This window comes from Accumulibacter sp. (assembly GCF_031732815.1).
Taxonomy (GTDB): Bacteria; Pseudomonadota; Gammaproteobacteria; order Burkholderiales; family Rhodocyclaceae; genus Accumulibacter.
This window is the reverse complement of record NZ_JAVMKF010000308.1, coordinates 1-12,575: the sequence shown is the minus strand read 5'-3', so window position 1 is coordinate 12,575 and position 12,575 is coordinate 1. Positions and strand designations below refer to the sequence as shown.

Genomic DNA, 12,575 nt, shown 5'->3' with positions numbered 1-12,575 from the left:
TGGCTACGAATGGGAATTGACCCGCAGCCCGGCCGGCGCCTGCCAGTGGCAGCCGACCGACCCGGCGGCGGCAAGCACAGTGCCCGACGCGCACGATCCGACCCGGCGCCACGCACCGATGATGACCACCGCCGACCTCGCGCTGCGCTTCGACCCGGCGTACGAGAAGATCGCGCGCCACTTCATGGCCAACCCGCGGGAATTCGCCGACGCTTTCGCGCGCGCCTGGTTCAAACTCACTCACCGCGACATGGGTCCGCGTTCGCGCTACCTGGGCAAGCTGGTACCGCAGGAAACGCTGATCTGGCAGGACCCGATCCCGCCGGTCGATCATCCGCTGCCGGACCCGCACGACATCGCGGCACTGAAGGCGACCCTCCTGGCCAGCGATCTGTCGATTGCCCAACTGGTCTCGACCGCCTGGGCGTCGGCCGCCAGCTTCCGCGGCAGCGACAAGCGCGGCGGGGCGAACGGCGCACGCATCCGCCTGGCGCCGCAGAAGGACTGGGAGCTCAACCAGCCGGCTGAGCTGGCCAAGGTGCTGGGCAAGCTGGAAGCGATCCAGAAAGCGTTCAACGGCGCCCAGTCGACGGGCAGGAAGATCTCGCTCGCCGACCTGATCGTACTCGCCGGCGCTGCCGCCGTCGAAGCCGCAGCCCGCAAGGCTGGACACGAGGTCACCGTTCCCTTCTCGCCCGGACGCATGGACGCGACGCAGGAAGAGACCGACGCGCTATCGTTCGCCGTCCTCGAACCGAACGCCGACGGCTTCCGCAACTATGTTCGCCCGGGCTACGAAGAATCGGCCGCCGACTTGCTGCTCGAACGCGCCAGGCTGCTGACGCTGAGCGCGCCCGAGATGACCGTTCTGGTCGGCGGGCTGCGCGTCCTCGGCGCCAATTACGGTGGGTCGCAGGACGGCGTTTTCACGCGACGGCCCGGGACGTTGAGCAACGACTTCTTCGTCAACCTGCTTGACATGCGCACGCAGTGGCAGAAGTCGAGCCGGTCTGCCGGCGTCTTCGAGGGACGCAACCGCGCGACCGGCGAGCTCAAGTGGACGGCCAGCGTCGTCGATCTCGTCTTCGGTTCGAATTCGCAGCTCAGAGCGCTGGCCGAAGTGCATGCGTGCAGCGACTCGTCGCTCGCCTTCGTGCATGACTTCGTCGCCGCCTGGAACAAGGTGATGAACCTCGACCGCTTCGACCTGACGTGAGCCGACGTGTCGCGGGCGGGGGCCGCCAGCGGTCAGCCCGCGACCGGAACAGGAAACCGGCGAAGGAGAAGGCGAAAGGCAAAGAAAAGGGCGAAATCGGCTGATTTCGCCCTTCCCATCTTGTGGCACGCCCGGAGCGACTCGAACGCCCGACCACTTGGTTCGAAGCCAAGGACTCTATCCAACTGAGCTACGGGCGCTTGGCCATCGGCGAGCGATTATACAGGCTTTGTCGGCTCAATCCTGCGGCCGGATGCGGTAGCAGGCGGCGTAGAGCGCCGGCAGGAAGAGCAGCGTGAGGAGCGTGGCGACGATCAGACCGCCCATGATGGCGACCGCCATCGGGCCCCAGAACACGCTGCGCGTCAGCGGAATCATCGCCAGTATCGCCGCGGCGGCGGTCAGCATGATCGGCCGGAAGCGCCGCACCGTCGAGCCGACGACCGCCTCCCACGCCGGCTTGCCGGCCTTTTCGTCCTGCGCGATCTGGTCGACCAGGATGACCGCGTTGCGCATGATCATTCCCGACAGCGCGATGACGCCGAGATTGGCGACGAAACCGAAGGGTACGGCGAAGGCGAGCAAGGCACAGGCAACGCCGATCAGCCCGAGCGGCGCGGTGAGCAGGACGAGCAAGGTGCGGCCGGTATTCTGCAACTGGATCATCAGCAGCGTGACGACGCAGATCAGCATCATCGGCATCACCGCCTTGATCGAGTTTTCTCCCTTCGCCGACTCCTCGGTCGCGCCGCCCGGTTCGATGGCAAAGCCGGCCGGCAAGCTGGCGCGTATCGCGTCCAGTTGCGGGTCGATTTCGCTGGTGACGGTGGGCGCCTGCACGCCGTCGCGAATGTCGGCCCGTACGGTCACCGTCGGCAGGCGGTTGCGCCGGGCGATCAGGCCGTCCTCGAGTTCGTAGCGGATGCGCGCCAGTTGCGCCAAGGGCACGTAACGCCCGCCGGCGGTATGGATGTTGATCTCGGCCAGCGCCGCCAGACGGGCGCGTTCGTCGCCCGGCGCGCGCGCCACGACATCGATCAACTGGTCGCCTTCGCGCATCTGGGTAACGGTCATGCCGCTGAGCATCGAGTTCAGGAAAGCGGAGAGTTCCTGCGAGCTGATTCCCAGTGCGCGCGCGCGATCCTGATCGATGTCGAGACGGACGACCTTGCTCATCTCGTTCCAGTCGAAGTTGACTTCGCGCAGATGCGGGTTCTGGCGCATCACCGCGGCGACCTCTTCGGCCGCGCGCCGCAGCTCGCCGAGGTTTTCGCCGGAAACGCGGAACTGAACCGGAAAGCCGATCGGCGGGCCGTTCTCGAGCCGCAGCACGCGTGTGCGCAAACCGCTCCACTCGCCGCTCGAATCGGCGAAACTTTCCTCCAGCCGACGCTTGAGGTCTTCGCGCGCGCTGATGTTGTGCGTCGTAATGACGAACTGGGCAAAGTTGTCGTTGAACAACTGCTGGTCGAGCGGCAGGTAGAAGCGCGGGCTGCCGTTACCCAGATAACTCGCGTAGTATTTGACCGATTTCGCCATTTCGGTAGTGCCCAGCAACTGCTCGACCTTCGCCGCCTGCGTTTCGGTGGCACGCAGCGAAGCACCGTTCGGCAGCCACAGGTCGACCAGCAGTTCAGGCCGGCTGGCGGCCGGAAAGAACTGCTTCTGCACACCCAGCGCGAGTCCGGCCAGCGCCGCGACGAAAGCGAGCACGGTTGCCGCGATGACCAGCCAGCGGTGGTGCAGACAGCTTTCGACGAGAGCCCGGACGCGCCGGTAGAACGGCGTCGCGTAACGGTCGTCGCCGTGCTGCTCGGCTTTCCGGCGAAGCTTTTCCGCGTCGAGCAACAGGTAACCCAGGTAAGGCGTGAACACGACGGCGACGATCCAGGAAACGAGCAAGGCGATGCTGACGACGGCGAAGATCGAGAAGGTGTATTCGCCGGCACCCGATTTGGCCAGGCCGACCGGCATGAAGCCGATGGCGGTGATCAGCGTTCCGGTCAGCATGGGAAACGCGGTCGACGTATAGGCAAAGGTCGCCGCGCGGAAGCGGTCCCAGCCCTGTTCCATCTTGACCACCATCATCTCGACGGCAATGATCGCGTCATCGACCAGCAGACCGAGCGCGATGACCAGGGCGCCAAGCGAGATGCGCTGCAGATCGATTCCGAAAGCGGCCATCAGCAGGAAGCTGATCGCCAGAACGAGCGGAATCGACAAGGCGACGACGGCACCGGTGCGCATTCCCAGACTGAGAAAGGAAACCGCCAGGACGATGAGTATCGCCTCGCTCAGCGACGACATGAAAAGGTCCATCGACTGACGAACGATTTGCGGCTGATCGGCCACGACGTGCAGATCGATTCCCAGTGGCAGTTCCTTCTGGATACGATCGGTCGCCTGGTGCAGGCGCTCGCCGAGCTGAATCACGTCGCCGCCCTTGTTCATCGCGATCGCGATGCCGATCGCCGGCTGCCCCTGCACGCGCATGCGCGGCGTTGGCGGGTCGGCGAAGCCACGCCTGACCGTCGCGATGTCGCCCAGGCGGAACAACCGCCCGTTCGCCTGGATGCCGATCTCGCGAATGCTGTCGACCGAAGCGAAGTCGCCCGAAACGCGGATTCGCACGCGCGCCGACGGCGTTTCGTAGAAACCGGCCGGCGTCATCGCGTTCTGCTTCTGCAAAGCGTCGAAGATGGCGAGCGGATTGAGTCCCAGGGTAGCCAGCTTGGTGTGCGAGATTTCGATGTAAATCTTCTCGTCCTGCACTCCGACCAGTTCGATCTTCTTGACGTCCGGCACCTGGCGCAGCATGCGCGCGATGCGATCCGCTTCTCGGCGCAAGGCGGCGAGATCGAAGCCATCACCGGTCAGGGCAAAGATGCTGATGAAGGTATCGCCGAATTCGTCGTTGAAGTAGGGCCCGACGACGCCTTGCGGCAGCGTGTTGCGAATGTCGCCGATCTTCTTGCGCACCTGATACCAGGCCTCGGGGACTTCCTTCTTTGGCGTGTAGTCTTTCAGCACAATGATGATCAGCGAGTCGCCGGCGCGCGTCTGCGAGCGAACGACGTCGACCCAGGGAACGTCCTGCAATCGCTTCTCGATGCGCTCGGTCACCTGCAGTTCGACCTCGTGCGCCGTCGCGCCCGGCCACAAGGTGCGCACGACCATCGCCTTGAAAGTGAAATCGGGGTCCTCGGCGCGCCCCAGCCTGAGATAGGAAATGACGCCGGCGAGCATCAGCACGACGATCAGATAGGCGACCAGCGTGCGATGACGCAGCGCCCACTCGGACAGGTTGGGCAGCGTCATCGGTTCGCCGCCGGCGGGTCGGCGGAAACGACGTTCCCCGACGGCTGGTCGATCGCGCGCACCGGTTCGCCGCGGCTGACCTTGTGGACGCCGGCGACGACGACGCGCTCGCCCGCCTGTACGCCTTCGCCGATGATCGCCAGATCCTCGCGGTAGGCGCGCACGACGATCGGCCGCAGGCTTAGCGTCCGGTCGGCTTGCACGACCCAGAGCGCCGGCTGGCCATCCGCCTGTTGGAAAATCGCGGTCAGCGGAACGCTGAGGACCGGCTTTTCGTTCGCCCGCTGGAAGCGTACGCTCGCCGTCATGCCGAGCAGCACGCGCGCGTCGGGCTGGCGAATCGCCACCCGCGCCGCGTAGGTGCGCGTCACCGGATCGGCGACCGGCGAGATTTCGCGCAGTTCGCCGCGATAGCGCGCGGCTGGCTCGGCCCACAAGCCGATTTCGGCCTGGCGCAGCGAGCGGACGAGCGGCATGTGCGCTTCCGGAACGGCAATTGCAACCTCCAGCGTGTCGGCGCGCGCGATGCGCAGCACCGTCTGCCCGGCCGTCACGACTTGTCCGACTTCCGCCGAAATGAGCCCGACGACACCCGCCTGTTCGGCGCGCAGCGTGGCGTAGGCGGCCTGATTGTGCGCCAGGTCGGCCTGCGCGCGAGCCGCCTTGAAGGTCGTTTCGCGTGCTTCGAGCGCCGCCTGACTGACGAAATTCCGTTCGCGCAGACTGCGGAAGCGCTGCACCTCGGCGCTCGCCAGCTCAAGCTGCGCGCTTGCCGCGGCCGCCGCCAGCGCCGTGTCGGCCGGATCGAGCCGGGCAAGGACGTCGCCCGGTCTGACCGCCGCGCCAGCATCGACCAGACGCGCGCTGATCTTGCCCGGAATGCGAAACGAGAGCGGCGTTTCGTAGCGCGAGCGCACCTCGCCGGAATAGGCGAGCGGCTCGCTCTCCTGCGCCGCGCCGACGATCTGCGTGAGAACGGTACGCGGTGGATCGGTCGCCGCCGGCTTCTTCTCGCAAGCCGTGCACACGAGTGCCAGCGCGAGCACGAGGGAAAGCGAAGGGAAGCGCGCTGGGCGCGCAGGGCGAGTCATCGGCATGGGTCGTCCCCTGGCGCAGCGACCGGCGATACGTCGTCCGCCCGCCGCAGCCCGTTCAACAGAAGGTCCAGGTGCATCTCGAGATAGCTCTCCGGCGAGGTCTGCGGCGCGCAGAGAGAGAACGAAAAGCGCGAAACGGCGAGCATCAGCAAAGGGGCGACGATCAGATCGATCGCCCCTTCGAGGTCCACGCAACGGAACTCGCCGCTGGCGATTCCGCGTTGCAGCGCGCTGCGCAGCAGGCGCCGGCCGCGCTCGATGACGTTCTGCTGGTAGAAGCGCGCGACTTCCGGGAAGTTGCGCGATTCGGCGATCACCAGCTTGCTGATCGCTGCCAGTGGCGTCTGCCCGATGTTCTCCCACCAGCCGAAGAGCAGTTGGCGCAACAGATCGGCAGCCGATCCGTGATGCTCGGCCAGACGCGCCTCGGCGGTCGCCAGCGCGGCGCCCATGCCGTCTTCGATCACCGCCTGGAAGAGCGCTTCCTTGCTGTCGAAATAGAGGTAGAGCGTACCCTTCGAAGCGCCGGCGCGCGCCGCGACGTCGTCAAGTCGCGTGCCGGAAAAGCCCTTCTCGGCGAAAAGGGCGAGCGCCGCGGCGGCGAATTCGCTGGCGCGCGCTTCCTTGCGCCGGCGGCGCGGCGCAGCACCAGCGCTTGCCGGCACCGGCACCGGAAGCGCTTCGGGAAGCAAGGCAGACGGCGGATCGGCTGATTTCATGGCAGAAAATAATAATGACCGACTGGTCAGTACTATACTCCCGCGTCTCCACCCGGTCAATCGAGTAAGGACGCGCTGGCCACGCCGAGGCTGCGCAAGCTGCGTTCGGCGGCCAGCACGCCGCGATAATGCGCTTCCTCGAAGAGCGAAAAGCCGCTCACGTCGGCGTGCGCGAAACGCAGGCGGGCGCCGTCGGCGGCAAAGCGCGCGCGTTCGCGGCCCCAGATCAGACCGGGCAGCGGGCGGCACATCGCGTGCCCGTGGCGATAAACGTCGAGGCGGGTGACGACTTGCCGAAGGTTGGCGTGCGGCAACTCCAGTTCGCTCAGGATCTGCTCGGCCCAGAACTCGCGCGACGCCTCGCGCAGCAGCAGCCGGCCCTCTTCCGGCGCCAACTCGGCGAAGCTGCGATAGTAGGTGAGCACCGTTCTTCCCGGCGCAAGGCGCATCCGTTGATGCGTCGCATCGACGTAGCCCAGACCCTGTCCCGCGTAGAGGACGTTGTCCCAGGAACGCGCGGCGCCGAGCCGGTCGTCGGGAAAGCGCGCCAAGCTCAGATTGGCCACCAGCCAGGGAGCGTAGGTGTAGCGCCGGGCAGCGGCGCGCAGCGCAGCCCGGCCGGCCAGGACGTGCGCAAGCAGGAAGACCGGCGCCGCCCAGATGACCTGCCCGGCGAGCAGACGCAGCGTGCGCTGTTCGCTGGCCAGCCAGAGATCGACGATCAGCGGTTCCTTGCCCGGCGTCTCGCCGCCGGCGACGCGGAAAGCGAGCGCGCCGGTGAGCAGCCGTTCGCCGACGCGCTGGCCGATCGAGCGCACCATGCCATCGACCAGCCAGGCGTTGCCCTGTGGCGCGGTCAGCACGATGTCGCTGCTGGCGTTGCTCGCCTGTCCGTCGCGGCAAGCAAAGTAGTGGATACCCGCCCAGGCGGAAACGGCGGCGCTGCCGGTACCATAATCGTCGCAACAGGCGTGATTGACGTACCAGTGCAGTTGCGGCGAGACGAAGCCCTGGCTGTGCAGCCAATCGCGCATGCTCAGCCTGTCGAGCGCGATCAGGTCGGCGTCGCGGCTCGATTTTTCCATCGGCAGCGCGAACGCACGCCGGCCGCGCCTGTCCCGGCGGTGGCGGTAGCCATCGATCAGTTCGGCAAAGCGCTGGTACTCGGCGCGCTCGTGCGCGTCGGCGGCGATCGGCAGCAGCCCCTCCTGCCAGCGGCCGTGGCGATAGAGTCGTTCCTGCGGCGTCGCACAAAGGTAGTTTTCGTCGTAGGTCGGCTGCACTGCGTGCGGATCGCCGTGCAGAACGCCGAGCTCGGCAAGCAGTTCGCGCACCGCGCCGGCTTCGCTCGTCGGCAGCGGCAGATAGTGCGCACCCCAGGGATAGGCGCTGATCTCGTTGCGGCCGGCGCGCGAGTTGCCGCCGGGCGTGTCTTCGAGTTCAACGATCAGAAAATCGGCGAAACCGGCGCGTGCCAGCCGCCATCCGGCGGCCAGACCGCCGACCCCGCCGCCGACGATGGCGAGCGCGACGCGCCGCGTTTCGCTCGGCGGCGGGAAGCCCTGTGCCGGCAGACGGTGCGCGCTGGCGAAAGACGGGCCGAGCAGATCGCCGGGCGGCAGCGCACGCGGCGGGTCGCGACATGCGGCGACCGCTGCTGCTCCGGTCAGCGCCAGCGAGCGCAGGAAATCGCGCCGGTCCATCGCGCTAGCGGATCACCTGGCGCCACTCGGCTTCGAAATAGCGCACCAAGACCTGACTGTTGAGGCGGTTGACCTCGGCTTCGACACGCGCCATGTCCTTCGGGAAAACAAACAGCGCCGGCGTTCCCGAAGGCGTCAGGAAACGCGTGTCGACCGGGTAGGCTTCCGGCAAGCGGTAGGGCCGGCGACCGGCCAGGACAAATCCCCATTCGCCGAAAGACGGAACCAGCGCGTGGTACGGCGTGCTGACCAGGCCGACGCTCTCCAGCGTGGTGACGATGCACCAGAACGAACGGCGGGCGTAGAGCGGCGAAGTGGCCTGGATGACAGCGAGCGCATCGCCGGCCAGATGTTTGTCGAGCAGGCGGTAGAAAGCCGCCGTGTAGAGCTTGCCGAGGGCAAAATTCGCCGGGTCGGGAAAATCGACCACGACGAAGTCGAAAAGCTGGTCATTTTCTTCGAGCCATTGCAGCGCATCGGCATTGACGATCTTCACCTTGGGCGAAAGCAAGGCATCCTGGTTCAGGCGGCGCAGAGCGGGGGCGCTGGCGAACAGCCGGGTCATCGCCGGGTCGAGGTCGACCAGCGTGACCGACTCGATCTGCGGATACTTGAGGATCTCGCGCACCGCCAGACCGTCGCCGCCGCCAAGGACCAGCGCGTGCCGCGCGTGCGGCAGCGTTGCCAGACCCGGATGGACGAGCGCCTCGTGGTAACGGTATTCGTCGCGCGAGCTGAACTGCAGGTTGTTGTTCAGATGCAGGCGCAGGTCGTCCTTCCAGCGCGTGACGACGATGCGCTGGTAGGGCGTGCTTTCCGCATGGACGATCTCGTCGCTGTAGAGCTGCGCTTCGCCGAATGCGGTCAGCGCGCCGGCGCCGGCAAAAGCGATCAGCAGCGCAGCCAGGGCGGCCAGACCTTGCGCGCGCAGACTGCGATACGCTGCCAACTGGGTGCGGAACAAGCCGCAGGTCCACAGCGCGACGCCGACGTTGAGCAGGCCGAAGAGCAGGCCGCTGCGCAGCAGGCCAAGCTGCGGTACGAGGACGAGCGGAAACAGGATGGAAACGGCCAGCGCGCCGAGATAGTCGAAGGTGAGAACGCGCGAGACGAGATCGGCGAAAACCAGATCGCTTTTCAGAATGCGCATGATCAGCGGAATCTCCAGACCGACGAGCACGCCGACCGCGAGCACGGCCAGGTAGAGCGCCAGCTTGAACGGTGCTGGCGCCCAGGCGAAGACGAAGAAGAGCGCGACCGCCGAGAAACCGCCGAGCAGGCCGACGAGCAGTTCGACCTGAATGAAACGCGCGATCAGCGGCTCCTCGACGTAGCGCGACAGCCACGAACCGATACCCATGGCAAACAGATACGCGCCGATCACGGTCGAAAACTGGGTCACCGAATCGCCCAGCAGATAGCTCGCCTGGGCAGCCGCTATGAGTTCATAGGCCAGCCCGCAGGAGGCGACGACGAAAACCGAGAAGAGCAGGGCGTGCTGCATGCAGGGCGCGCTTCAAACACCGACCAGAGCGCCGCGGACAGCCGGTGGCCGGAGACTTGGCGAAGAAATGCGGCATCATACGTGCGTGCCGGGCAATTGCGCTACCATGGCGACCACCCCTTGAGCGAGGCAGGATGATGATGAAAGAGCCGCTACCCGCCGAGTTGGCGCGCAGCACGCTGGGCGTGCTTTTTCTCTGTGCGCTGATTGCCGCCTCGGTCTGGATCGTCAGCCCCTTTCTGCCGGCGCTGATCTGGGCGGTCACCGTGGTCATCGCCACCTGGCCCCTGATGCTTCAACTGCAGCAGCGCTTCGGCAACCGGCGCGCGCCTGCGGTCGTCGTAATGACGCTGGTCGTCCTGCTGGTTCTCGTCGTACCGCTCTCGCTGGCCATCTCGACGCTGGTCAACAACGCCGATCGGATCGCCGACTGGGCCCGCTCGCTGGCCGAACTGCGCTCTTCGCCACCGCCGGCGTGGCTGGCCGAGCTGCCGATCATCGGCGAGCGCCTGGTCAACGCGTGGAACCAGGTGGCCGCGGCCGGCGCTTCCGAACTGGCGGCACGCGCCGCCCCCTACGCGGGCAACCTGACACGCTGGTTCGTCCGCGAAGTCGGCAACTTCGGGCTGGTCTTCGTCCAGTTCCTGCTCACCGTCGCGCTCTCCGCCGTGCTTTACTCGTCCGGCGAAGCAGCGGCCGACAGCGTGCGGCGCTTCGCTCGCCGACTCGCCGGCGAGCGTGGCGACCACGCCGCCGTCCTCGCCGGACAGGCGGTGCGCGCGGTGGCGCTCGGCGTCGGCATCACCGCCCTCGTCCAGTCGCTTCTCGGCGGAATCGGCCTGGCGATTGCCGGCGTTCCCTTCGTCGCCATTCTCACCGCCCTGATGCTGATGCTGTGCATTGCCCAGCTTGGCCCCGGACTGGTTCTCGTCCCGGCGGTGATCTGGCTGTACTGGAGCGGCGCAACCGGCTGGGGAAGCTTCCTGCTCGTGTGGACGCTGATCGTCGGTTCGCTCGACAACTTCCTGCGCCCCATCCTGATCCGCAAAGGCGCCCATCTGCCGCTGCTGCTGATCCTCGCCGGCGTCATCGGCGGCTTGCTCGCCTTCGGCCTGGTCGGCATCTTCGTCGGCCCGGTCGTCCTCGCCGTCGCCTATACGCTGCTCACGAGCTGGATCGACGACACACCCAGCCGCCCGAACGACTCGCCGCCGGCAACGAAGCCGGACAGCCAGGCGGAGTAGACCGCCGACAAGACCGGCGCGTCCGCGCCGCCCGGCGCCGCCCGAGCAAGGCACCCATTTTCCTTGACCCGACTCGTGCAATAGCGCACGGTCACATGTCGGCGATTCGGCTACTCTTACGTTAGATCAAGGCGGCGCTGATGCTGCGGCGCAACTGGCGTAGCGCCGAACCTGGATCGGGTGGATGGAAATCCGACGTGCCTCCTGCGCTGGCGGATCTTCCCGTTGAATTTTATTTCTTTTTCGTTTATCGTCTGACCCCGGCGGCGAAGCAGGATGAAGCCGGAGCGGAGAATTGGGTGGCGAAACCTAATATTCGCTGCTTGAAGTGTTTATAATGATGCTGCGTTGCAACAGGCTGGAGTTCACGAGGCTCCGGCGCGCGGAGGCCACTATCTGGCCGATGCAATTTTGGAGTACTACTCAATGAAAGCACCAAAAATCTTACCCTGGATCGCCCACAGAACCGGCATCAGCGAAGAACTGGCGCTCAAGCTTTGGCGTCGAGCAGCCGGTGAAGCGGAAACGCTGTGCGGCTGCTGCGACAGTTCGGATTACTACCGCCTGGCCGTCGAGCGCTTCGTCGACTACGCGGAGGCCGAGGGCAATCGCAGCGTTGCCCGCGAATCGGTCAAGGCCGGCACCTGCCTGTCATGGGTGTGGCGGCACCAGAATCGCGTTTCCAAACTGGGTCTGATCAGCGCCCAGAGCATCATCCGTCTCTGGGAAAACAACCTGAATGACCTCTTCGGCGGGCAACGGCACGCCGCCTGACGATAGCGCGCGTCAAGCGCTTCCAATCGCCCCGCCCCGCAAGCGGGCGGGGCTCTCCCCAGCCCTCCTGAGTCAGCAGCCTCGCAACTGAGGCGCGTCGATGTTCGGCCGTGCGATCACTCAGCACTGCCTGTCCGCCGGCTCTGCTTCCGACCACGGCGGGAAAGACACGCACGGCCCTTGCAACAAAACCTGAGCTAGAATACGGGTACCGACCGCAGGGTGCGCCGCGCATGCCGTTCGGCGGAAAACGGAGTTGCCTCCCTCTTTCTCTTTCCGCTCGCTAGACCGATGACCAAGACCAGGAAGATCTTCCTCGCCTCGTCGCACGAACTCGCCGCCGAACGCCACGACTTCGAAGTCTACATCGGGCGCGAAAACAAGAAATTGGCCCACCGCGGCGTCTTCCTCGAACTGGTCATCTGGGAGGACTTCCTCGACGCGATGTCACGCACGCGGCTGCAGGACGAGTACAACCGGGCGATCCGCGAGTGCGAGATTTTCGTCGTGCTCGTCGGCAACAAGGTTGGCCGCTACACGGCCGAGGAATTCGGCGTTGCTTTCGGCCACTTTCAGCAGACCAACCGGCCGCTCGTGTTCACCTACTTCAGGACGCCGGCAGAGAACCCGCCTGCGGTTTCGCCGGAAGACGAGCGCAGCGTGCGCGAATTCCGCGAGAAGCTCGCTGAGCTCGGCCATTTCCCGACGCCTTACTCGAACACCGACGCACTGCTGCGGCATTTTGACGACCAGCTCGACAAACTCGCCGCTGCCGGCTTCGCCGGGCTGCACCTGGAGCCGCCGGCGAGCACAGCGGGAGCGAGCCGGAAAGTCAAGGTCGGCAAGCGAGGTGTATCGATCGGAGGCAACAGCTCCGCCCCGGTCAACACTGGCGACACGCACATCTACGACCAGCGCGATCAGCGGACGATAGTCCACCTCGGCGCGCCAGCCGGAGCCAGCGCCGCCGAACTGCGCAGCGCCTACCTCCAGTGGGTCA

At 66.1% G+C, this 12,575-nt stretch carries 9 protein-coding genes, 1 tRNA gene and 1 pseudogene; 5 read left to right on the top strand and 6 right to left on the bottom strand.

Features of this window, described 5'->3' with window-relative positions; all coding sequences use genetic code 11:
* Positions 1-1,216: peroxidase family protein (locus RKP46_RS18530; RefSeq protein WP_311107992.1), on the top strand; the 1,216-nt coding region annotated here is incomplete at its 5' end.
* Between the two features lie 123 nt (positions 1,217-1,339).
* On the opposite strand, the gene RKP46_RS18525 is transcribed toward RKP46_RS18530, so the two are convergent.
* The 6 genes from RKP46_RS18525 to RKP46_RS18500 form a co-directional block, all read right to left on the bottom strand.
* A tRNA-Arg gene (locus RKP46_RS18525) sits at positions 1,340-1,416 on the bottom strand.
* Positions 1,417-1,453: 37 nt separating this feature from the next.
* Entirely contained in the window at positions 1,454-4,534 is a 3,081-nt protein-coding gene (locus RKP46_RS18520) for an efflux RND transporter permease subunit (RefSeq protein WP_311107991.1), read from the bottom strand.
* Positions 4,531-5,631, bottom strand: a complete 1,101-nt coding sequence (locus tag RKP46_RS18515; protein ID WP_311107990.1) for an efflux RND transporter periplasmic adaptor subunit — start codon at positions 5,629-5,631, stop codon at positions 4,531-4,533. Before RKP46_RS18515 ends, RKP46_RS18520 begins: the two co-directional genes overlap by 4 nt.
* Entirely contained in the window at positions 5,622-6,350 is a 729-nt protein-coding gene (locus RKP46_RS18510; protein WP_311107989.1) for a TetR/AcrR family transcriptional regulator, read from the bottom strand. Before RKP46_RS18510 ends, RKP46_RS18515 begins: the two co-directional genes overlap by 10 nt.
* Before the next feature lie 56 nt (positions 6,351-6,406).
* On the bottom strand, positions 6,407-8,053 hold the full coding sequence (locus RKP46_RS18505; protein WP_311107988.1) for an NAD(P)-binding protein: 1,647 nt from the start codon (positions 8,051-8,053) through the stop codon (positions 6,407-6,409).
* Positions 8,054-8,057: 4 nt separating this feature from the next.
* Positions 8,058-9,557, bottom strand: a complete 1,500-nt coding sequence (locus tag RKP46_RS18500; RefSeq protein WP_311107987.1) for a polyamine aminopropyltransferase — start codon at positions 9,555-9,557, stop codon at positions 8,058-8,060.
* A 134-nt stretch (positions 9,558-9,691) separates the two neighbouring features.
* On the opposite strand from RKP46_RS18500, the gene ydiK reads away from it, so the two are divergent.
* The 4 genes and pseudogenes from ydiK to RKP46_RS18480 form a co-directional block, all read left to right on the top strand.
* On the top strand, positions 9,692-10,801 hold the full coding sequence (gene ydiK, locus RKP46_RS18495) for an AI-2E family transporter YdiK (protein WP_311107986.1): 1,110 nt from the start codon (positions 9,692-9,694) through the stop codon (positions 10,799-10,801).
* A gap of 140 nt (positions 10,802-10,941) precedes the next feature.
* Entirely contained in the window at positions 10,942-11,139 is a 198-nt protein-coding gene (locus RKP46_RS18490; protein ID WP_300330249.1) for a hypothetical protein, read from the top strand.
* 88 nt (positions 11,140-11,227) lie between these two features.
* The gene (locus tag RKP46_RS18485) at positions 11,228-11,575 is read left to right on the top strand and encodes a hypothetical protein (RefSeq protein WP_300330251.1); all 348 of its coding nucleotides are present in this window, start codon (positions 11,228-11,230) and stop codon (positions 11,573-11,575) included.
* 291 nt (positions 11,576-11,866) lie between these two features.
* Positions 11,867-12,575 (top strand): annotated as a pseudogene (locus RKP46_RS18480) (hypothetical protein); the annotation flags it as partial.